This is a genomic window from Amorphoplanes friuliensis DSM 7358 (assembly GCF_000494755.1).
Lineage (GTDB): Bacteria > Actinomycetota > Actinomycetes > Mycobacteriales > Micromonosporaceae > Actinoplanes > Actinoplanes friuliensis.
In genome coordinates this window covers 6,495,096-6,516,761 of record NC_022657.1, presented here as the reverse complement: position 1 = coordinate 6,516,761, position 21,666 = coordinate 6,495,096, and the positions used below count along the sequence as shown (strand labels likewise).

Here is a 21,666-nt window from a genome sequence, read left to right as displayed (position 1 = left end):
AGTCAGGAGATCAGCCAGATGGCCAAGCGGGTCGTGAAGTCGTTCGGGACCGGTGCCCTCGTGGCCCGCGCCGCGCTGACCTGGATCCGCAGTGATCCCCGCGCCGCCCAGCTGGAACGCACCAACTTCCACGGCCGCACCGTCACTCTCGCGGGTGGTCCGGCACTGGCCGCGGGCGCGACGATCGGTGCCGTTGTCGGCTCAACCAGCCCGGCGGTGGCCGCGGCCGTGTTCACCGCGGGCGCTACGTCCGGCGCGGTCGGCTTCTACGACGACATCGCGGGCAACCGGCCCGAGCAGAAGGCCGCCAAAGGCTTCGCCGGCCACCTCGGCGCCCTGCGCGAAGGCCGGGTGACCAGCGGCCTCGTCAAGATCGCAGGCGTCGGCGCCGCCGGTCTGGCCGGGGCCGCCCTGCTCGCCGGCGACCCCGGCGTGCGCGCTCACCGCGGTCGCCGCAAGGGCGGCGCCGTGCGGCGCGCGACCGACGTACTGCTCGGCGCCGGAGTCATCGCCGGCACGGCCAACCTGCTCAACCTGCTCGACCTGCGCCCCGGCCGCGCGCTCAAGGCCGGAGCCCTGATCGGTACGCCGCTCGCCGTCGGACGTGGTGCCGGGGTCGCAGCGGGCACGCTCGGGGCGGGCGCGGCACTGCTGCCCTCGGACCTGGGCGAGGACATCATGCTGGGCGACTCGGGCGCCAACGCGTTGGGTGCGCTGCTCGGGGTGGCTCTGGCCGCGCGGACCGGGCCGGTGGGACGAGCGGTGGCGCTGAGCGTGCTGGCCGCGCTCACGGCCGCCAGCGAGAAGGTCAGCTTCACCAAGGTCATCCAGGACACGCCGTGGCTGCGCGAACTCGACGCGCTGGGCCGCCGGCCGGCGGAATGACCGACACCCCCGACCAGGGCCAGACCGCCACCGCCGGTTCCGAGCCTGCGGCAACCGCGCCGCGCAGCGGGGCGGGGCGCATCGTCGGTGCGGCGGCGCTGATCGCCGGGCTGACCGTGCTGGCGCGGATTGCCGGCTTCGGGCGCACGGTCGTGTTCATCAGCACCGTGCAGGCGAACTCGCTCGGTGACCTCTACAACGCCGCCAACACCGTTCCGAACATCGTCTTCGAGCTGGTCGCGGGCGGGGCGCTGGCCAGCCTGGTCGTCCCGCTGCTGGCCGGGGCCGTCGCCGCGGGGGACCGGAACAGGGTCAACGCCGTCGCGTCCGCCCTGCTCACCTGGACGCTCGTGCTGCTCGTGCCGCTGGCGGTCCTGGTTGCGCTCTTCGCCGGGCACATCGTGGGCCTGCTGCCGAACATGCCGCCCGAGGCGCACGAGATCGGCGCGCGGATGCTGCGAATCTTCGCGCCGCAACTGCCGCTCTACGGCGTGGGCATTGTGCTGACCGGTGTGCTGCAGGCCCACCACCGCTTCGCGTGGCCGGTGATCGCGCCGCTGCTGTCCAGCGTGACCGTGATGGGGGCGTATCTGACGTACGCGGTGGTCGACGGCCGGGGGACCGGCCTGGGCAAGCTGACCACCGGGGGTGAGCTGGCGCTCTCGCTCGGCACGACGCTCGGGGTGGTCGTGCTCAGCCTGTGCCTGCTGATCCCGCTGAAGGGCCTGCGGCTGCGGTTGCGCCCGGCGCTGCGGTTCCCCGGGGACGCGGGCCGTCAGGTGGTCCGGCTCGGCTGGGCGGGCGCGGTCACCGTCGGGTCGCAGCAGCTCATGGTCGTGGTGGTGCTCGCGCTGGCCGCCGGTGAGGGTGATCTGACCAGCTTCAACCTGGCGCAGGCGCTCTACCTGCTGCCGTGGGCGGTGCTGGCCGTGCCGCTCGCTACTGCCGCATATCCGACATTGGCCGCTACCGCCGAGCGTGGGGACGAGGACGGCTACCGCGCCACGCTGGCCGGAACCGCCCGGACCGTGGTGCTGCTGGCCTGCCTGGGTGCCGCCGCGCTGGTCGCGGTGGCCGGGCCCGTGGCCGACCTGCTGGACACGCCGCAGGCCGCGCCGGGCATCGCGGGCTTCGCGCCCGGACTGCTCGGGTACGCGCTGTTCGCCCTGCTCTCGCGTGCTCTCTACGCCCGCGGGGCGACCTCCTCGGCCGCAGCGGCGACCGCGGCGGGCTGGGCGCTCGCAGCCGGCGCGGCCCTGGTGCTGGTGGCCGTGCTGCCCGGCGACGACAAGGTCCTCGCACTCGCCCTGGCCAACAGCATCGGCATGCTCACGCTGGGCGCGTTGCTGGTCACCGCCGTACGCCGCCGCGCCGGGGCCGCCGCGCTCGCGGGACTGCCCCGGGCGGCCGGCGTGGGTATCGTGGCGGCGGTCGCGGCCGGACTGGCCGGCTGGGGTGTCGTCGAGGCGCTGAGCCCCGCGACCCCGGCAGGGTGGGTGAGCGTGCTCTCGGGCATGCTGGGCGGTGTTGTGGTGGCGGTCGTCTTCCTCGCGGTGACCTACCCGCTGGACCGCCACGACCTGCGGCCCCTGGTCACCAGGGTGACCGGGCGGATCCGCAGGACTTCGGCGCCGGACGGGAAGGACGCAGGGTGAGTGACGCAGCACAGGCCTGGCACGGCTCGGTGGCGCTGGTGCTGGGCTCCAGCACCGGTGGGGTCGGCCAGCACGTGGCGTCGCTGGCGCGCGGACTGCTCGCCGCCGGCTGCCGGGTCCTGGTCTGCGGTCCCGCCGCCACCGACGAGCTGTTCGGCTTCGCCGCCTCCGGCGCCGACTTCGCCCCCGTGGAGATCTCCGCCAACCCGGGCCCGCAGGACTCCGGCGCGGTCCGGGCCCTGCGCAAGGCCCTGACCGGCCGCGACCTCGACGTCGTGCACGCGCACGGCCTGCGCGCGGCCTTCGTCGCGTCGCTGGCCCGTCCCGCCGCGCCGCTCGTGGTGACCTGGCACAACGCCGTGCTCGCCCGCGGCCTGCGCGGCCAGGCGTCCGCGCTGGTCGAACGCATCGTCGCCCGTGCGGCGACACTCACCCTCGGCGCCTCCGAGGACCTCGTCGAACGCGCCAAGTCGCTGGGCGCCCGCAACGTGCGCCTCGGCGCGGTCGCCTCACCGATCGCCTTCGCCGCTCCCAAGCGCAGCCGGGCGGCCGTGCGCGCGGAGTTCCGGCTGACCCCGGACACCCCGCTGATCATCTCCGTCGGGCGGCTGCACCCGCAGAAACGCTACGACGTCCTGCTCGAGGCCGCCGCCCGCTGGCGTGACCTCACCCCGCCGCCGGTCGTGGTCGTCGCCGGCTCCGGCCCCAGCTACATGCTGCTGGCCCAGCGCGCCTCGGAACTCCACGCGAAGTTCTACCTCCTCGGCCACCGCCACGACGTCCCCGACCTGCTCGCCGGCGCCGACCTCGCCGTGATCACCAGCGACTGGGAAGCGCGCCAGCTCTTCGCCCAGGAAGTCCTGCTGGCCGGGGTCCCGCTGGTCAGCACGGCCGTCGGCGGCCTGCCCGGCCTCGTCGGCGACGCTGCGGTGCTCATCCCGCCGGGTGACATCGACGCGCTCGACACCGCCGTGCGCGAGCTGCTCGCCGACCCGGCCAAACGCGCCGACTACGCCGCCCGCGGCCCGCGCCAGGCCGCCGCCTGGCCGACCGAGGCCGACACGGTCGCCGACGTCCTCGCCGCCTACGCCTCGCTCACCACGGCCGCCCGGGCAGGCCAGGGGTGACCAACACCAACCCCGGCCCCGACCCGGCCGAGACCGACCCCCACGGCACGGACGCAGCAGCCGCTGACCAGCAAGCGCAGGATGCGCGGGCGACCGATCCCGCTGAGGTTGAGGCAGGGGCCGCCACGGACTCGGCCGACACAAGGCTGACTGACGCCGAGCCGGTCGGCGCGGAGACGGCTGAGGTCAAGCCAGTCGAAGCGAAGGTGGCCGGCGCGCCCGACTTCAAGGAAGTTGGGTCTCCGGCCGAGGCCGCGTCGGCTGATGTGAAGCGCGGGCCCGACTTCAAGGAAGTTGGGTCTCCGGCCGGGGCCACGTCGGCTGGTGGGAAGCGCGTGCCCGACTTCAAGGAAGTTGGGCCGCGGGCCGAGGCCGCGCCGGCTGATGTGAAGCGCGGGCCCAACATCAAGGAAGTTGGGCCGTCGACCGGGACCACGCCGGCCGATGCGAAGCGTGCCCCCGCCGCAAGGCCGACGACGCGAAGGCAATCCTGGACCACTCAGGTCTGGCGCAACCTACGACGCGGCCTGCGCCCCGACTCCGCCCCGCCCTCACGCTCACGCCGGGGCAAGACCTGGCTGCCCTACCTCTTGATCGTGCTCGCCGCCGGCGCCAGCATCGCCGGCCTCGCAGTCCGGCCGGCCACAGGCGCGCCCCAGGAGACCGCCGACTATGTGATCCTCGCGGGAGCGGCCGGCCTGCGCTGGGACGACCTCGACCCGCAGCGCACCCCAGCCCTCTGGCAGGAGGCGACCCGAGGTTCGATCGGCTGGCTCTCCGTGCGCTCGGCGCACCACACGACCTGCCCGGCAGACGGCTGGCTCACTCTGGGCGCGGGCAACTACGCGATCTGGAAGGACGAGCGCGTCGAGGGCCAGTGCCCACCGGTAGCGCCCGCCCTGGAGCAACCCGACGGCATCGGCGCCAACCTTCCCCAGCTCAGCGGGGTCGTCCGCGAAAACCAGGACAAGCAGCCGTACGGCGCGGTCCCGGGCGCGCTGTCGGAGTCCCTGCGCTGCACCGTGGCCGTCGGTCCCGGGGCGGCGGTGGCGGCGGCACGCCCGTTCGGCCGCGTCGACCGCTACGAGGACACCCTGCCCGACGATCCCCGCGATCTGCTGTCGCAGTGTGTGCTCAGCATGGTCGACCTCGGCACCGTCACCGGCTCGGGCCCGGCGCGGCAGTCACTGGTCGCCCAGGCCGACGCCACCCTCGCGCGGATCGTTGCGGCCAGGCCGGAACGCTCGGTGGTCATGGTCGCCGGCGTGTCCGACACCGACACCACCTCACGTCTGCACGTGGCGATCGCCGAAGGGCCCGGCTGGCAGGGCGGCTGGCTGACCTCCGCGGGCACCGGCCGCGACGGCTACCTGCAGCTGGTCGACCTGGCTCCGACCGTGCTGACCACGCTGTCCCGACCCGCGCCGGACAACCTGTTCAGCGGGCACAGCGCCTTCTCAGCCCTCGGGCGCCCCGCGAACCCCGCCGACGCCATGCTCGGTGACCACAACCAGGACAAGCGGGCCGGTGCCCAGCTCGGCATCGCCGGGACGTTCTTCACCGGTCTCGCCGCCGCCCAACTCGCGGTGTTCCTGCTGGTCGTGCCGTTGATGATCAGGGCGCGGCGGCATGCCGGGCCGACCGGGCCCGCCGCGGCGGCGCGGTGGCTCGTACGCGGCGTCGAGGTGCTGCTCATCGCGGCGGCGCTGGCGATCCCGGCCGCGCTGCTCGCCGATGCGGCGCCGTGGTGGCGGGCGAGCCGGCCGGGCATCGTCTTCGCGTTGCTGACGTTCGGGCTGGTCGCCGTCGGGACCGCCGCTGTGCGGTTCGCGCCGCGCTATCCGCGTACCTTGTGGCCGATGGGGTTGATCTCGGCCGTGTGCGCCACGGTGGTCGGGGTGGATCTGCTGACCGGGGCTCAGCTGCAGCTCAACGGGGTCGCCGGCTATTCGGCGATCGAGGGCGCCCGGTATTCGGGCGTGGGCAGCGTCGGCCTCGGTGTCTTCGTCGCGGGCATCCTGACCGTCGCCGGCTGCCTGGCCCAGTGGGTACGCCGCCCGTGGCGCCCGGCCGTCGTGGTGCTCATCGGCGGCTTCGGTGTGGTGATGGTCGGCAGCCCGTACCTGGGTGCGGACGCGGTCGGTGCGATCGCGGTGACCGCCGGGGTGTGTGTGGCCGCGGCGATCAGCACCGGCGGCTGGCTGACCTTCCCGCGGTTCGCCTGGGCGGCGATCGCCGGGCTGGCCGTGACCATCGGTTTTGCGGTGCTGGACCTGCGCCGCCCGGAGCAGGAGCAGGGGAGCCTGGGCCGGGCGCTGACCGCGCTCGGCGACGGCACCGCCGGACCGGCGATCCAGCGCGCCGCCACGTCCAACGGCCACGCCCTGGACAGCCCGCTGACGATGCTGGCGCTCATCGGTGTCCTGATGCTCGCCTTCTGCCGTTTCTCGCCGTGGGGCGGTCTCAACCGGGTCTTCGGGCTGCATCCGGCGCTGCGCGCGGCCATGGCCGGCGCGACCGTGGCGACGGTGATCGCCGGTGTGCTCGGCGGGGCGGCCTTCGCGGTCGCGGGTGCGGCGGCGGCCGTCGCGGTGCCGCTGGCGGTGCTCACCACGCTGCGGGTGCTCGAGCACGCGGCCGACCGTACGCGTCCGGAGGGCGAGACCGACGGCCCCGGCGGACCGGGGCTGTCCATGCGCCCCATCCTGGCCGAGGTGAACGACAAAACGGGCGTGACTGTCCGGGGTGGCTGAGGGGGACACGCGTGACGAGCAGCCCGAACGTGCGTCGCCCGGCGATGGTGTTACCGTGGAATCCCGTGGATGGTGCGATGAAACGCGCCGGTCTGCACGATCGTTTCTGACCGACCACGGGAGCAGGCCTTGGCAGCAACAGCACGCGAGACGCGGCACATCTTCGTCACCGGGGGCGTCGCCTCCTCGCTGGGCAAGGGCCTCACCGCCTCCAGCCTCGGCAATCTGTTGACCGCACGCGGGCTGCGGGTCGTCATGCAGAAGCTCGACCCTTATCTGAACGTCGACCCCGGCACGATGAACCCGTTCCAGCACGGCGAGGTCTTCGTGACCGAGGACGGTGCCGAGACCGACCTCGACGTCGGGCACTACGAGCGGTTCCTGGACCGGGCACTGGCCGGCAAGGCCAACGTCACCACCGGGCAGATCTACTCGTCGGTGATCGCCAAGGAGCGCCGCGGCGAATACCTGGGCGACACCGTGCAGGTCATCCCGCACATCACCAACGAGATCAAAGAGCGCATCTTCGCGATGGCCGATCCCGACGAGTACGGCCGCACCCCGGACGTGGTGATCACCGAGGTCGGCGGGACCGTCGGTGACATGGAGTCGCTGCCGTTCCTCGAGGCGATCCGCCAGGTCCGCCACGAGATCGGCCGCGACCACGTCTTCTACCTGCACGTCTCGCTGGTGCCGTACCTGGCGCCGTCGGGCGAGCTGAAGACCAAGCCGACCCAGCACTCGGTGGCCACCCTGCGCAACATCGGTATCCAGCCCGACGCGCTGGTCTGCCGCAGCGACCGCGAGATCCCCGAGAAGCTCAAGCACAAGCTGTCGCTCTACTGCGACGTCGACCGCGAGGCCGTCGTGGCCTGCCCGGACGCCCCGAGCATCTACGACATCCCCAAGGTGCTGCACCGCGAGGGCCTGGACGCGTACGTCGTGCGCCGGCTGGGCCTGTCGTTCCGCGACGTGGACTGGTCGAGCTGGGACGACCTGCTCGAGCGGGTGCACCACCCGCGCCGCACGATCACGGTCGCGCTGGTCGGCAAGTACGTCGACCTGCCGGACGCGTACCTGTCGGTGAGCGAGGCGATCCGGGCGGCCGGCTTCGCCAACCACGCCCGGGTCCAGCTGCGCTGGGTGCCCAGCGACGACTGCGACACCCCGGCCGGTGCCGCCGCCGCCCTCAAGGGCGTCGACGGCATCGTCATCCCCGGCGGCTTCGGCATCCGCGGGATCGAGGGCAAGATCAACACTTCCCGGTACGCGCGGGAGAACGGCATCCCGATCCTCGGCCTCTGCCTGGGCCTGCAGTGCATGACCATCGACGCCGCGCGCAACATGGCGGGCCTCGAGGGCGCCAACTCCCTCGAATTCGACGAGAAGGCACCGCACCCGGTCATCTCCACCATGGCCGACCAGCAGGACATCGTCGCGGGCAAGGGCGACCTGGGCGGCACGATGCGCCTCGGCGCGTACCCCGCGAAGCTGGTCGAGGGTTCGGTCGTCGCGGAGGCGTACGAGAGCACCGAGATCTCCGAGCGCCACCGCCACCGCTACGAGGTCAACAACGCCTACCGCGACCGGCTGGCCAAGGCCGGCCTGACGTTCTCGGGCACGTCGCCCGACGGGCGCCTGGTCGAGTTCATCGAGCTGGACCGCGACAAGCACCCGTTCTTCGTCGCGACCCAGGCCCACCCGGAGCTCAAGAGCCGGCCGACCCGGGCGCACCCGCTGTTCGCGGCGTTCGTCAAGGCCGCGGTCGAGTACGCCGCCGCCGACGAGCTCCCGGTCGAGGTCGCCGAGGGCGTCAAGGCCGAGAAGGCCGCGGTCGCTGCGTCATGACCGCTTTTCAGCACGAGACGTTGTCGCGCACCGAGCGCTACGACGGGCCGATCTTCTCGGTGCACACCGACGAGGTGACGATGCCCGGCGGGGGCACCGCCAAGCGCGACGTCGTGCTCAACAAGAACGCGGTCGGTGTGGTCGCCCTCGACGAGGTCGGTCGCGTCGCGCTGATCAAGCAGTACCGCCACGCGGTCGGCCGCAAGCTCTGGGAGCTGCCGGCCGGCCTGCGTGACGTGGCCGGCGAGGACCTGGTCGTCGCCGCGGCCCGGGAGCTGGCCGAGGAGGCGGACCTCAACGCCGCCCGCTTCGACCTGCTCATCGACCTGCACACCTCGCCGGGCTTCAGCGCCGAGACGATCCGGATCTTCCTGGCCCGGGAGCTCTCGGCGGTGCCCGACGACGAGCGTCACGACCGCCAGGACGAGGAAGCCGACATCGAGCTCGTCTGGTGCGACCTCGACGAGGCCGTGGCCATGGTCCTGCGGGGCGAGATCACCAATGCGGCCGCGGCCGGCGGCCTGCTGGCCGCCGCCCGCGCCCGTGACGACGGCTGGGCCACGCTGCGCCCGTCGGACACCCCGGCGATCTGAGATCACCGAGCCGGTACGCCTAGGAAGCGGGCGTACCGGCCTTGATCATCGCCTGGCCGGTCAGCTCGACCGAGCGCACCCGGTCGGCGACGTCGTTGGCGTAGTGCGCGACGATCAGCTCGTCGGCGCCACAGGACGCCGCGAAGTCCTCCAGGTACGCGCGGACCTCTCCGGGCGTACCGGTGGCGGTGTATTTGGTCATCGCGGCGAGCTGGCGGCCGTTCGGTGAGGCCAGGAACGCGTCGATCTCGGCGTCGGTGAAGTTCTGCCCGACCGAGCCCCGCGAGATCATCGCCCGCGTCCGCGCCCGGTAGGCGACCTTCATCTGCTGCTCGGCGACGTCGTGGTCGTCGGCGGCGAAAACGTTGGCGCCCGCGATCACGTACGGGTGCTCGAGCTGCGCGGACGGCTGGAACGTCTCCCGGTAGACCTCGACGGCCTGGTGCAGGTGCGTCGGCGCGAAGTGCGAGGCGAACGCGTACGGCAGGCCCAGCTGGGCCGCGAGCTGCGCGCCGAACAGCGACGACCCGAGGATGTAGAGCGGGACGATCTCGGGCGCGCGGGGGACCGCCTGCACGCCGGGCACCAGCGTCTTGCCGCTCAGGTAGCCCAGCAGCTCCTGGACGTCCTGCGGGAACGTGTCGGCCGACATCGGGTTGCGCCGCAGCGCCAGCATCGTGTTCTGGTCGCTGCCCGGCGCCCGCCCGAGCCCCAGGTCGATGCGCCCGGGGAAGAGCGTCGCGAGGGTCCCGAACTGCTCGGCGATCACCAGCGGCGAGTGGTTCGGCAGCATGATCCCGCCGGCGCCGAGCCGGATCGTGTCCGTGTGCGCGGCGATGTAACCGATGAGCACGCTGGTCGCTGATGAGGCGATGGACGCCATGTTGTGGTGCTCGGCGAACCAGACCCGCCGGTAGCCACTGCGTTCAGCAGCGCGAGCAAGCTCGACGCTGGCCTGGAAGCTTTCCCGGACGTCGTGGCCGGGGGCGATCGGTGCCAGATCGAGCAGGGACAGGGGTAGCGGAGTGGCGTCCATCCACCGATCGTCCGCCTGACCTGACCGGTTACCAACTGCTTGCTGTCCGGCGTGAGCATCGTCACCAGCCTTGCGGACCGGGTGACTTTCAAGCTGTGAAGTGTCCCCGTGCTGTTCGAATGTTGTGATGCTCGGCTTGACGTTCTCCCCGCCAGAAGGTCGGGGATTCCCGGCACGTCGCACGATCTGCACGGCGCCCGAGCGGATTTCCGCTTCACCGCGTGCTGCCGGCACAGATACCGGACTTACGCTCGCTCCACGGCCGTTTAGCCTGTCCGCCCGTCCGGCGGCCAGGATGTTCAGCGCGGCGTTGATGTCCCTGTCATGGCTTGTCCCGCAGACGCAATTCCACGTGCGGGTGCTGAGCGGAATCTTCTCGCCGACCAGGCCACATGCTGAGCACTGCCGCGTCGAGGGGAAGAACCGGTCAATCTTGGCGAAGGTTCGTCCGTGCCGGGCTGCTTTGTACTCAAGCATGGTGGTGAAGTTAGCCCACCCAGCGTCGTGGACGGACTTGGCGAGCCTCGTTCGCCCGATACCGGCAACACACAGGTCCTCGACGTACACCGCTTGGTTGTCGCGGATGATCGTCGTGGAGAGTTTGTGCTGCCAGTCCCGCCGGCTGTCGGCGACCCGGGCATGAGCGCGGGCCACCTTGACAACGGCCTTCTTCCGATTCGCGCTGCCCGGCTGCTTGCGGGCCAGACTTTGCTGTAGCCGCCGAAGCTTGCGTGCGGCGCGCCGCAGGAACTTCGGAGCTGTGATCTTCGTGCCGTCCGACAGCACGGCGAAGTGGGTCAGACCAAGATCGATGCCGACCTCAGTTGCGAGGGGCGGCAGGATGTCATTCCCGGCCGTCTGGACAACGAAGGACGCGAAGTATCGACCTGCCGCATCCCGGATGATCGTCACCGAGGTGGGCTCGGAGGGCAGACTGCGCGACCAGCGCACGGCAACGTCGCCGACCTTCAGCAAGCGCAGCCTGCCGTTGTCCAGGATCTTGAACCGGGTGTTTTTGGTGAAGCGGATCGCTTGCCGGCTGTCCTTGCGAGAGCGAAACCGGGGCGGAGCCATCTTCTGGCCCTTGTGCTTGCCTGACACAGAACCGAAGAAGTTGCGGTACGCCTCGTTGAGATCTCCGAGTGCCTGCTGAAGCACCGCGGTGGAGACCTCACTGAGCCAGGCCCGTTCCGGCGTCTTCTTCGCAACGGTAATCACCTGCTTGGACAGCTCGCTGTTCGTCACGAACGGAAGGCCCTGTTCCCACGCCTGACGCCGCATGCGCAGGCCATCGTTGAAGACCACGCGAGCGCAGCCGAACGCTCGAGCCAGTGCGAGGCGCTGGGCGGCGTCCGGGTAGATCCGAAATCGGTAACGCAGGTGCACCGGCACACATTCTCACCGGGGTACGACAAGAACTGATCGATGCCTGCAGTGACGGAGGAGCCGGATGGGGCATGGCCAGGTTAGTTCTTCTTGATCTTCAGGTAACACAGCGGCAGTATCTTCCACTTGGTGGGACGGTAGTCTGCGAAGCAGCCCGTCTCGGGTATGAGCCATCGACGTCTCTCCCGGAAAGGACGGTGTCGACTCGATGAAGGTCGGCATTCCGAGCGAAGTCAAGAACAACGAGTTCCGGGTCGCGATCACCCCCGCGGGGGTCTTCGAGCTGAACCGGGCCGGCCACGAGGTGTTCGTGCAGGCCGGCGCGGGTGCCGGGTCCTCGATCACGGACGCGGACTACACCGCCGCGGGCGCCACGATCCTCGAGGGCCCCGACGCGGTGTGGGCGACCGGTGACCTGATCCTCAAGGTCAAGGAGCCCATCGCCGAGGAGTACGCCCGCATGCGTGAGGGCCAGCTGCTCTTCACCTACCTGCACCTGGCGGCGTCGAAGGAGTGCACCGACGCGCTGCTGGACCGCCGGGTCACCGCCATCGCGTACGAGACGGTGGAGCTGCCCGACCGCAGCCTGCCGCTGCTCGCGCCGATGTCCGAGGTTGCCGGGCGCCTCGCGCCGCAGGTCGGCTCGTACCACCTGATGCGTTCCGGTGGCGGCCGCGGCGTGCTCATGGGTGGCGTCCCCGGCGTCTACGCCGCGAAGGTCGTTGTCATCGGCGCGGGTGTCTCCGGCATGAACGCCGCGGCGATCGCGCTCGGCATGCAGGCCGAGGTGCTGGTGCTCGACAAGAACATCGCCCGGCTGCGTGCGGCCGACGCCGACTACCGCGGACACCTGCAGACGATCGCGTCCAACGCGTACGAGATCGAGAAGGCCGTCATCGACGCCGACCTGGTGATCGGCGCGGTGCTGGTGCCCGGCGCGAAGGCGCCGAACCTGATCTCCAACGACCTCGTCTCGCGGATGAAGCCGGGCAGTGTGCTCGTCGACATCGCGATCGACCAGGGCGGCTGCTTCGAGGACTCCCGGCCGACCACGCACGCGGACCCGGTCTACAAGGTCCACGAGTCGATGTTCTACTGCGTGGCCAACATGCCGGGTGCGGTCCCGCACACCAGCACCTACGCCCTGACCAACGTCACCCTGCCGTACGCGCTGGAGCTGGCCAACCTGGGCTGGCGCGACGCGATCAAGGCCGACCCGGCGCTGGCCCTGGGCCTCAACACCCACGACGGGCACGTCACGTACGGGCCGGTGGCCGAGGCGCACGGCATGCAGGCGCTGAGCCTGGCCGAGGTGCTCAGCTGAGTTCAGCGGTGCTGCGACGGGCCGTGCAGACCTATCTCGATCACCTCACGGTCGAGCGCGGCCTGTCGCGCAACACCCTGGCCTCGTACCGGCGGGACCTGGACCGTTACCTGGAGACCCTGGAAGCGGCCGACGTCACCGAGCTGTCCGCGGTCACCGAAGCCGAAGTCTTCTCGCATCTCTCGCAGCTGCGCACCGGCTCGCCCGAGCATCCGGCGCTGTCGACCGCGTCGGCGGCCCGGGCGATGAGCGCGGTCCGTGGCCTGCACCGTTTCGCCGCCCGCGAGGGCATCGTCGCGCACGACGTGACCCGCGACGTCAAACCGCCGGCCCCGCCCAAACGCCTGCCCAAGGCCCTCGACGTCGACCAGGTCACGCGGCTGCTGGAGGTCCCGACATCGCTGCGCGACAAGGCCCTGCTGGAGTTCCTGTACGGCACGGGCGCGCGCATCTCCGAGGCGGTCGGTCTGGCTGTCGACGACCTGTCCTTCGAGGGCGATCCGGCGGTCACCCTGCACGGCAAGGGCGGGCGGACCCGGCTCGTCCCGCTCGGACGGTACGCCCGGACGGCGCTGGAGGCGTACCTGGTGCAGCAACGGCCGGAACTGGCGTCGAAGGGCCGGGGCACACCGGCGGTCTTCCTCAACCAGCGCGGGGGACCGCTGTCGCGGCAGAGCGCGTGGACGATCCTGCACCGCGCCGCCGAGGCCGCCGGGCTCCCGGTCGAGGGACCCCACGCCGTGTCCCCGCACACACTGCGGCACTCCTACGCCACCCATCTGCTCGACGGCGGCGCCGACGTCCGCGTCGTCCAGGAGCTGCTCGGGCACGCCTCCGTGACGACCACGCAGGTCTACACCCTGGTGACAGTGGACCGACTTCGCGAGGTGTACGCGACCTCGCACCCGCGCGCTCGTTGAAAGGTGAGCGTGAGTCGGCGCGACACGCCGAACGGCTGACCCCGGATGGGCGGTCTCCGTGGCGTACAGTCGGGCATCGGCTCCGGCTGCGGGTCGAGAGGGGGCTAGGTAGATGAGCGGGAACCACGATCGCGCGGAGGCGTGGACCTCGGCCCTGCGCGACCAGCAGAGCTCCCTCGATCTCGGTGCCGACCTCGGACCCGCCGACCCCACGGCGTACACGATGCGCCGCCCGATCCCCGAGCCCATGCCGACCGATCGGCACGGCCCGGCGCGGATCATCGCGCTCGCCAACCAGAAGGGTGGCGTCGGCAAGACCACGACGACCATCAACCTGGGTGCGGCGCTGGCGGAGTACGGCCGCAAGGTGCTGCTCGTCGACTTCGACCCGCAGGGCGCCTGCTCGGTCGGTCTCGGCGTCAACCCGCACAACCTCGACCTGAGCATCTACAACCTGCTCATGCAGGACGATGTCACCGCCGAGGACGTCATCATCAAGACCGATGTGGCCGGGCTGCACCTGCTGCCGGCCAACATCGACCTGTCCGCGGCCGAGATCCAGCTGGTCAACGAGGTCGCCCGCGAGATGGCGCTGGCCCGGGTCCTGCGCACGGTCCGCAAGGAGTACGACTTCATCCTGATCGACTGCCAGCCCTCCCTGGGCCTGCTGGCGATCAACGCCCTGACCATCGCGCACGGCGTGCTCATCCCGCTGGAGTGCGAGTTCTTCAGCCTTCGCGGTGTGGCGCTGCTGCTCGACACCATCGACAAGGTCCGCGAGCGGCTCAACTTCGACCTCGAGCTCGAAGGCATCCTCGCCACCATGTACGACAGCCGCACCACCCACTGCCGCCAGGTGCTGCAGCGGGTCGTGGAGGCGTTCGGCGACAAGGTCTACCAGACGGTCATCACCAAGACGGTGAAGTTCCCGGAGTCCACGGTGGCCGGCGCGCCGATCACCAGCCTGGACCCGGCCTCGTCCGGCGCCCGCAACTACCGCCAGCTCGCCCGCGAGGTCATCGCCGCGAAGGACGAACGAGGCTGACTTGCTCTTCGCCCTCGGCGAACCGGTCGCGTTCGTCGCGCTGGTCGGCGCCTTCCTGCTCGGGCTGCTGCTGCGCGCTGTCGCCATCCGCGTCACCGCCCGCGCCCTGCACCTGACCGAACGCCGCGAGCCCGTCGCCCCACGCCTGCGCGAGGACATCGACCCGTTCGGCGCGGTCGCCGCCGCCGTGGGCGGCATGGGCTGGGGCAAGACCATCTCGGTCGACGAGATCCCGCGCTATCAGGGCCGCGGCCGCGCGGCTCTGGTCTTCGCGTCGGGCCCGATCGTGTGCATCCTGGTCGCCCAGCTGCTGTTCCTGGCCTACGTGCTGCTCTTCCCGGACAACTACCTGTCCGCCCTGAACATGTCGGACGTGCTGCGCGGCTTCACGCTGCCACTGGCCGAGCAGGTGCTGTTGTGCCTGGCCGTGGGCCTGCTGGCCTTCGGCCTGCTCGCGCTGATCCCGATGCCGCCGCTGGACGGCTTCGGCATCCTGTGGTCGGCGCAGAAGCAGCCCGGCCCGGGTATGCAGGGCTACCGCCTGTGGTTCGAGGACAAGAACATCGGCGTGCTGATCCTGCTCGTCTGCTGCTTCTTCCCCCTGACCTACCCGTTCCTGCTGATGATCCTCGACGCGCTCGGCGTCCTCTTCCTGCGCCTGTGGGGCGGACCGGTCCCGCTCTGATCTACGCTGGGGAGCCATGCCGACCGCCTCCCTGCTGCTGGTCTTCGGGCGCGGGCTGACCTGCGCCGATGACCGGTTCTCGCTGACCGCGTCCAGCTCCGCCCGGGTCCGGGCCGCCGCTGCCTACGCCCGCGCGCACGCGTTCGCCGGGCGGATCGTCTTCACCGGCGGCTGGGCCGAGGCCTGCGAGGGCGCACCCGAGCCACCGGACGGCTCCCGCGAGGGTGACCTGATGCTGCGCGAGGCTCAGGCGGCCGGGCTGGACCGCTTCGCCGAGCTGCGGGCCGAGACGCGGTCGCGCAGCACGCTGGAGAACCTGCTGCACACCGTGGAGGACGGGCTGCTCGACGGGCACGTCTTCACACCCGCGCAGCCACTCGGGCTGGTCACCCATGCGTGGCATCTGCCGCGGGTCAGGTTCCTGGCCGGCAAGGTGCTCGGGCTGCGGGGTCCGGCGCTTCTGGGCGTACCGGTAACGGAGAACGACCAGGCCGGAGCACGCCGCGGCGAGCGGGCCGTGCACCTGGCCGCGCGGCTCGGTCTGCTCGGGACCCGCGACGCTGACCGGCTTCTGCGGCGCGAACGGAGGATGGTCGCCCTCCTGCGCGGATTGTCGGCTTCGTAAAAAGGGTAAGGCGACCGGGACCCGCCTAGGAGGCCCTGGTGATCCTGCTCTTCCCGGTCTACCAACCGAGCGACCGGCTGCCCAGCCTGCTCACCGAGCTGCGCGCCGCCGCCCCGGAGGCCGACCTGCTCGTCGTCGACGACGGCAGCGGACCACCGTCCACCCAGGTCCTCGAGACCTCCGAAACCCTCGGCGCGACGGTCCTGCGCCACGACCGCAACCGGGGCAAGGGCGAGGCCCTCAAAACCGGCTTCCGGTACGCGGCTGAGCACCGTCCTGGCCAGACGGTCGTCTGCGCCGATGCTGACGGCCAGCACAGTGTCGAGGACATCCTGCGGGTGGCCGCGCGGGCTGCGGAGACCGGCCATATCGTGCTGGGCGTGCGCCAGTTCGAGGACGATGTGCCGCTGCGCAGCAAGTTCGGCAACGCGGTGACGCAGACGCTGTTCCGGGCGGCGACCGGCCGTCCGGTGCAGGACACCCAGACCGGCCTGCGGGCATTCCCCGCCGATCAGCTCGAGTGGCTGCTGACGGTCCAGGGCGAACGCTTCGAGTACGAGATGAGCGTTCTGATCGAGGCGGTGCGGACCGGCCGGCCGATGGACGAGGTCGTCATCGACACGACCTATCTGAAGGACAACGCGTCTTCCCACTTCGGCGCTCTGTCGGACTCGGCCCGCATCTACTGGCCCTTGCTGCGCTCCCTGGCCCTGAGCCTCAGGGCACCTTCGCGGCGATGATCTTCGCGGCCGGGGCCTGGGCCTTCTCCAGCCAGACCCGGGCCCGGGCCGTCAGGTCGGTGTCGTTCACCCCGGTGAACGAGCCGGAGCCGTTGCCCCGGACCTCGAACATCATCGGACCCTGACGGCAGACGAGGTGGAACTCCGACGTGGCGTAGAGCCAGCTGTAACAGTCGTCGGGCCCGAGATCGCTCTGGTTCTCGAACTGCTTCCGGTCGTCCCGTTTGCTCTCGGAGGTGCGGGTCTCGGTGTAGTGCTCCTCGATCAGCTCGGGGTCGGCCACCGCGTCGATGGTGACGATCAGGCTCGAGATGAACTCCTCGGCCGCGGCGCCCTCGAGGCCGAACTTGTAACTGCAGGAACCCTCCGGGGCCACCGAGGTCTGGCTCTTGTCGGAGATCGACACGATGGAGACCCCCTGGGGTACCCGCTTGATGTCGGTGGCCTGCGGCAGTACCGCCTTGAGCTCTTCGTCGGTGAGGAACTTGCAGGCGCTGGGCCAGCTCGCGGCGGGCACGACGTCACCGGCGGGTGCCGTGATCTCCAGCTGGGAGGACACCGGCGGAGCCGCGCCGAACGCAACCGGCTCGTCGGGCACCGCCTCCTTGCCACAACCGCCGGCCACCACTGTCAGCGCAAGCGCAACAACCATCAAGCGACGCATGCCCGCCATCGTGGTCCGCCACGGCTTGTCATCGGGGGCGGTGGCCGCTTGCGGCCATCACACGTCGTCGCCCGACCAGCAGACCTCGTCGCCGTCGCCTTCCCGGTCCAGCACGAGGCGGGCGGCACCGACGGACTTGGCCAGCTCGGTGAAAGTGCCCCGAATGCTGGCCGACTGCTCGAACAACCGGCTCATGCTGGTGGTAGCTGCGGTGAAGTCCAGCCGTGAATATCCGGGACGCAGTCCGCTGTCCCGCCAGAAGTACAGATAGATCGAACCGACCCAGATCCGCTCCTGGGCGTCCTGCCGGCCTTCGCGTCGTTCCACTTCAGCCCACGCACGGATCGCTTCGTCGCCGAGTGGAAAGTACAGGCACGCGTCGAGCGACCAGTGGTCCACGTCGTTCGCCGGCTTCCCGCGGAACGGCAGGGTGATCCGCTCCCCGCCGGGCGCGACCACCTCCACCGACCCGATGTCTTCCCGGGCGATGGCAGCTACAGCCAGCAGGGCCTTCCCGACCGCGTGAGTCGGCAGGTAGAGGTCGTATCCGTAATCGATGCCCATCCTCACTAGTATCTCGCCCATGACGGGGACGATTGACTACGCGGCAGCCGGTCCATTGACAACGATCAGCGCGACTCACGCAGCCGGACTGGACGACCTGCCGGCCACGGGCTTCGAGATCTGCAACCTGGTACGCCACCTGGTGATCCAGCCCCACGACGCCCAGAAGCTCGGCATTGTCGAGAACCGTTTCGCCGAGAACCAGCTCCGGTCGACGGACAGCATCGTCGGCGCCCTGCTGGCGCTCAACCCGGCCCCGCTGACCGTCGCACGCGAGCCCGCCCAGCGGGTGATCGGCACCTGCCGGCACTTCGCGGTGCTCGCCGGGGCCCTGCTGCGCTACCGCGGGATTCCGGCCAAGGTCCGCTGCGGCTTCGGCACGTACTTCCAGGCCGGCAAGGGCCTGGACCACTGGGTCACCGAATACCGCGAGAACGACCGCTGGGTCCGCATCGACCCGGAGACCCTGGGCAGTTCGCTTGTGCCGAACCCCGGGGACCTGGCCGAGGGGGAGTTCCTGACCGGCGGCGAGGCGTGGATCGCGTTCCGCGAGGGCCGCATCGACGCCATGCAGTTCGGTGTGCCCGGCACGGAAAACTTCGGCCCGGGGGAGATCCGCGGCAACGCCATCCGGGACCTCGCCTGCCTCAACAAGGTCGAGATGTTGCCGTGGGACGAGTGGGGCCGCATGACCGACTCCTACCAGGGCAAGACCGGCGCCGACTACGACGAACTGATGGACACGATCGCCACGGTCTGCGCCGGCAACGACGAGGACGCGGCCGCCAATCTCTATGCCGCGCAAGACCTCACGGTCCCAGCCTCGCTCCTGCCCTGAGCACGGTGAAGTCGGCGTCGGTGAGGCCGGCCCGGGGATCCACGCGGTGAAGAAGCGCCGGGCCGGGGTGATGGGCGGCGACCCAGCGCCGGTCGGTGTCGGTGATCTCGTCGTCGATCCAGGTGAACGAACGTCCGGCAGCCCAGGCGACCAGACCGGCGGTCTTCCAGTGCAGGCCGGCCGGAGGTTCGTCGTCGGGCCAGTCCGCCACCGGTAGCTGGGGCAGGCCGAGCAACGGGGCGATGATCTCGTTCGCCTCACGCATCCAGGTGGTCGCCCAGACGAGTTCAGCGCCCAGCGCCAGCAGGCGCGGACCGTCGGCGGGGTTCAGCCGGTGCAGCAGCGGATGGTCGGCGGTGGCATGCGGTGGCGGCCCACGATGGCCGTCGGGGCGTGGCCCGAACGGAATCAACGGCCCGTCAACATCGAGAAAAATCAGCGTGGACACTTGGTCATACTGCCTTTGACGCCGTGAAACCGCGGCTGCCGCTGGCCCGCAGGACCTGGAGCGCGGTCGGCGGCATGAGAGTCAGCCGCGCCTGGTTCGCGGTAGCCTTCCATCACTTACCAGTGGGCAGACGGGCGGGATCGACTCCGTCCACGCCGGTCCAGAACCGCACGGGGTACGCCCATTCCTTCTTGTAGAACTGGCTGGGCATTCGCGTGTTTGCGTCGTCGTACGATACGAACTCTGTCGCATAGCTCGGGTATTCGGCCGTGGGCAGGGCGCCGGCGTAGCCAAGAGCTTCGAGCAGAACTGTCCGCTCCCGCTTGTTCGACTTGAGTTTGCCGATCAGGGCTGCGTTAAGTTCCGTCAACTGTGCGGACCCGGGCAGCGACCGGATCGCATCAACGATATCTTCCAGCACTGCTCGGCCCCGGTGGACATCGTGGTCATCGTCTGCTCCGTCGAACTGCTCCACCGCGGCGCCGGCCCACAACGTATCTATCGGCCGTAACCAGAAGGCATCGCCGGCGAGGCATTCGGAGGTGACAACCTCTTCGCTCTCGCGCATACCGCACACCCCACAATACGTGGGATGGAAGTACTGCGACGGCATGAAGCCGTGCTGGGGCATGTGCCGCAGGAACGTCAGCCGCGGCCAGACACTGCGCCGAATCTGGTTCCTCGTAACCAGGCTCGCAAGCCACGCCTGCTCGATCGCGCGCCGGTCAGCGGCAGCGACCACCGCGACCGCTGTTCGGACAAGGTCATCATGATCCACGCTCGCCAATCTAGGCCACTCGGCTCAGCGCGCGCAGGGCCCATAGTCACCCTGAAGTCATGCTCGCTGAATTCCTCTGGTGGAATCAGCTCGAAGTACTCCCAGAAGTCGAACGGCGGTTCTTCGTCCAAGTTCCTTCTCCGGCACGGCGGTGGCTTTGAACTCGTCTTCCGTAAGCCTGCGCATCGCACCAGGGCGCCGGCCCCCGTGCGGGCCACCGCGGCTTCAACTGCCTGCCACCCGCCCGGGAGGGATGCCTACTGGCGGACTTTCCTGGCCAGCGGGCGTCCGCCGTGACTCTTGGTTGCGAGCTGATCGCGGCAGGAGAGTGCGAACCGACAGCGACGGCAGCGGATTACCGGCACAGCCGAGGTGAACGTGCCGTGTTCCTGTGCGTCGTTAGGGTGTGGACGTGGGCACCTGGGGAACCGGCAACTTTGACAGCGACACGGCTGCGGACCATCTGTCAGTTCTGACCGCACGGCTGGTGCGTGAGGTCGAGGACGCCGTCGCCGGCGATCCGGTCGAGTTGGAGCCCGACGAGTACTGGGGCGTTGCGGTCCCCTGCAATCTCGAGATCCTGCACTTGCTGGCGAGCCAACGCTGGGCCGGTGTCATGCTGCCCGACATCGCGATGGTCCAGGCATGGAAGGCGACCTACCTGGCCGTGTGGGACGCGAACATCGAAGAGCTGGAGCCAACCCCGGAGCACAAGATGCACCGACGAGCGGCGCTGGAGCGCACGTTCGACCAGCTTGCCGAGGCGATCCGCACCAGATAGCCGCACGGGCAAGCAGCAGCTCTCACCGCGGCTGTTCGGCGTGCGGGGGCAATACATGTCGTCTCATGCCCGGCAGCGACCGGATCGCGGCATGAGAGCGTGTCCTCCTCGAGCGCGATAGGCCGCGCCGCCGTCGACGCACGGAGGTGAACGCGCTAAATAGCAGATGGTGGACTTCCCGTTTCTACACGTCGCCCTACTCTACGCACGTGATCGATGACTTTTATATAAGCATTCACCGCTTCTGCGAACTTCGGGTCCGCAGGATCAGCAAAGTCTAGGAGCCTCCGGCCTTCGTCATAGAAGTCAGACTCCTGCTGCCGGAAGCCCTGATATTTTTCTTCCGATTTTAGCGTATAAGCCAGAACCGAAATAAATCCCGTCCATGTTGTAAATATGGTCATGAAAAGTATAGCTCCGGGTGCATCCTTATCGAACCTCTGGACAAGCAAAGGAAGACTAACGCCAGAGATGAGGCTCCACATCACTCGGGCCTGATGTAGTCGCTGGTGAGCCGCTGCCTTGTTTTTCCAAAACATGAGCGTGCCTACGATGCGTTCGTAGTGTGCTTCGAGCCTCGATGCATGCGGGCCGAGGTTCGCGGCTTGCTTGAACCATGGACCAGGATCGTTCAACGGGACAAAACCAAGAAAAGACCAAATGATGGGAATGCCGGTTGTGACAATTCCAGTCGTAAGAGCGGCAAGGCCCCCGTACCACCAGCCCTGACCTGAACCGACACCTATCAATGTCACCAAGCCGAGCACGATCATCAATAAAAGGGCCAACTGCTTGCCATGACCTGTCCATTGTCGCGCCAACCACTTAGGCTTCGGCGGTGGTGGTGTGGCGGTGGAAGTGCTAGGCGGCGGAGGAGGAGGAGGAGGAGGAGGAGGAGGAGGATTCCCAGAGGTCATGCCGTGTTGCCTCTCTCTCCTGGCGTCGCTCGCCTCCAGCGCTTGAGCGATATC

20 protein-coding genes are annotated in these 21,666 nt (G+C 69.8%); 14 read left to right on the top strand and 6 right to left on the bottom strand.

From position 1 onward, the window contains the following. Nucleotides 1-18 precede the first annotated feature (18 nt). The 6 genes from AFR_RS30045 (at nucleotide 19) to AFR_RS30020 (ending at nucleotide 8,861) form a co-directional block, all read left to right on the top strand. The gene (locus tag AFR_RS30045) at nucleotides 19-885 is read left to right on the top strand and encodes a hypothetical protein (RefSeq protein WP_023560581.1); all 867 of its coding nucleotides are present in this window, start codon (nucleotides 19-21) and stop codon (nucleotides 883-885) included. Further along, nucleotides 882-2,540 (top strand): murein biosynthesis integral membrane protein MurJ, encoded by a 1,659-nt coding sequence (murJ, locus tag AFR_RS30040; RefSeq protein WP_023560580.1) that lies wholly within the window; start codon nucleotides 882-884, stop codon nucleotides 2,538-2,540. The genes AFR_RS30045 and murJ overlap by 4 nt, the downstream gene beginning before the upstream one ends. Then, complete coding sequence (locus tag AFR_RS30035) at nucleotides 2,537-3,667, top strand: glycosyltransferase family 4 protein (protein WP_023560579.1); 1,131 nt, start codon at nucleotides 2,537-2,539, stop codon at nucleotides 3,665-3,667. The genes murJ and AFR_RS30035 overlap by 4 nt, the downstream gene beginning before the upstream one ends. Continuing rightward, nucleotides 3,664-6,420, top strand: a complete 2,757-nt coding sequence (locus tag AFR_RS30030) for a hypothetical protein (RefSeq protein ID WP_023560578.1) — start codon at nucleotides 3,664-3,666, stop codon at nucleotides 6,418-6,420. The genes AFR_RS30035 and AFR_RS30030 overlap by 4 nt, the downstream gene beginning before the upstream one ends. A gap of 129 nt (nucleotides 6,421-6,549) precedes the next feature. Beyond that, nucleotides 6,550-8,268 (top strand): CTP synthase, encoded by a 1,719-nt coding sequence (gene pyrG / locus AFR_RS30025; RefSeq protein WP_023560577.1) that lies wholly within the window; start codon nucleotides 6,550-6,552, stop codon nucleotides 8,266-8,268. Further along, nucleotides 8,265-8,861 (top strand): NUDIX domain-containing protein, encoded by a 597-nt coding sequence (locus tag AFR_RS30020; RefSeq protein ID WP_023560576.1) that lies wholly within the window; start codon nucleotides 8,265-8,267, stop codon nucleotides 8,859-8,861. Before pyrG ends, AFR_RS30020 begins: the two co-directional genes overlap by 4 nt. A gap of 19 nt (nucleotides 8,862-8,880) precedes the next feature. On the opposite strand, the gene AFR_RS47515 is transcribed toward AFR_RS30020, so the two are convergent. Beyond that, entirely contained in the window at nucleotides 8,881-11,283 is a 2,403-nt protein-coding gene (locus AFR_RS47515) for an MsnO8 family LLM class oxidoreductase (protein WP_023560575.1), read from the bottom strand. Nucleotides 11,284-11,491: 208 nt separating this feature from the next. On the opposite strand from AFR_RS47515, the gene ald reads away from it, so the two are divergent. From ald to AFR_RS29980, 6 genes are all read left to right on the top strand, one after another. After that, complete coding sequence (ald, locus tag AFR_RS30005; protein WP_023560574.1) at nucleotides 11,492-12,607, top strand: alanine dehydrogenase; 1,116 nt, start codon at nucleotides 11,492-11,494, stop codon at nucleotides 12,605-12,607. A gap of 8 nt (nucleotides 12,608-12,615) precedes the next feature. Then, nucleotides 12,616-13,527, top strand: coding sequence for a site-specific tyrosine recombinase XerD (locus AFR_RS30000; RefSeq protein ID WP_023560573.1), 912 nt, complete (start codon nucleotides 12,616-12,618; stop codon nucleotides 13,525-13,527). A gap of 112 nt (nucleotides 13,528-13,639) precedes the next feature. Further along, nucleotides 13,640-14,572 carry a ParA family protein gene (locus AFR_RS29995; protein WP_023560572.1) on the top strand — a complete coding sequence of 311 codons (933 nt, stop codon included), beginning with the start codon at nucleotides 13,640-13,642 and terminating at the stop codon, nucleotides 14,570-14,572. A 1-nt stretch (nucleotide 14,573) separates the two neighbouring features. After that, nucleotides 14,574-15,257 (top strand): zinc metalloprotease, encoded by a 684-nt coding sequence (locus AFR_RS29990; protein ID WP_023560571.1) that lies wholly within the window; start codon nucleotides 14,574-14,576, stop codon nucleotides 15,255-15,257. Between the two features lie 16 nt (nucleotides 15,258-15,273). Next, complete coding sequence (locus tag AFR_RS29985; RefSeq protein ID WP_023560570.1) at nucleotides 15,274-15,882, top strand: YdcF family protein; 609 nt, start codon at nucleotides 15,274-15,276, stop codon at nucleotides 15,880-15,882. Nucleotides 15,883-15,920: 38 nt separating this feature from the next. Continuing rightward, nucleotides 15,921-16,622, top strand: coding sequence for a glycosyltransferase family 2 protein (locus tag AFR_RS29980; protein WP_023560569.1), 702 nt, complete (start codon nucleotides 15,921-15,923; stop codon nucleotides 16,620-16,622). On the opposite strand, the gene AFR_RS29975 is transcribed toward AFR_RS29980, so the two are convergent. Together AFR_RS29975 and AFR_RS29970 are read right to left on the bottom strand one after the other, a co-directional pair. Continuing rightward, nucleotides 16,600-17,286 carry a hypothetical protein gene (locus AFR_RS29975; RefSeq protein WP_148308109.1) on the bottom strand — a complete coding sequence of 229 codons (687 nt, stop codon included), beginning with the start codon at nucleotides 17,284-17,286 and terminating at the stop codon, nucleotides 16,600-16,602. The two genes, AFR_RS29980 and AFR_RS29975, sit on opposite strands and share 23 nt — an antisense overlap. Nucleotides 17,287-17,343: 57 nt before the next feature. Next, entirely contained in the window at nucleotides 17,344-17,850 is a 507-nt protein-coding gene (locus AFR_RS29970; RefSeq protein ID WP_023560567.1) for a hypothetical protein, read from the bottom strand. Between the two features lie 19 nt (nucleotides 17,851-17,869). On the opposite strand from AFR_RS29970, the gene AFR_RS29965 reads away from it, so the two are divergent. Continuing rightward, entirely contained in the window at nucleotides 17,870-18,688 is an 819-nt protein-coding gene (locus tag AFR_RS29965) for a transglutaminase-like domain-containing protein (protein ID WP_041841247.1), read from the top strand. Here AFR_RS29965 and AFR_RS29960 read toward each other — a convergent pair. Then, nucleotides 18,660-19,127 carry an HAD domain-containing protein gene (locus AFR_RS29960; RefSeq protein WP_202964102.1) on the bottom strand — a complete coding sequence of 156 codons (468 nt, stop codon included), beginning with the start codon at nucleotides 19,125-19,127 and terminating at the stop codon, nucleotides 18,660-18,662. The two genes, AFR_RS29965 and AFR_RS29960, sit on opposite strands and share 29 nt — an antisense overlap. 121 nt (nucleotides 19,128-19,248) lie before the next feature. Next, the gene (locus tag AFR_RS29955) at nucleotides 19,249-19,914 is read right to left on the bottom strand and encodes a hypothetical protein (protein ID WP_148308108.1); all 666 of its coding nucleotides are present in this window, start codon (nucleotides 19,912-19,914) and stop codon (nucleotides 19,249-19,251) included. Between the two features lie 412 nt (nucleotides 19,915-20,326). Between AFR_RS29955 and AFR_RS29950 the strand changes: the two genes are divergently transcribed. Then, on the top strand, nucleotides 20,327-20,695 hold the full coding sequence (locus AFR_RS29950) for a DUF4259 domain-containing protein (protein ID WP_023560563.1): 369 nt from the start codon (nucleotides 20,327-20,329) through the stop codon (nucleotides 20,693-20,695). 155 nt (nucleotides 20,696-20,850) lie between these two features. On the opposite strand, the gene AFR_RS45450 is transcribed toward AFR_RS29950, so the two are convergent. After that, a complete protein-coding gene (locus tag AFR_RS45450) occupies nucleotides 20,851-21,516 on the bottom strand; it encodes a hypothetical protein (protein WP_148308107.1) in 666 nt (221 codons plus the stop codon). Nucleotides 21,517-21,666: the final 150 nt, after the last annotated feature.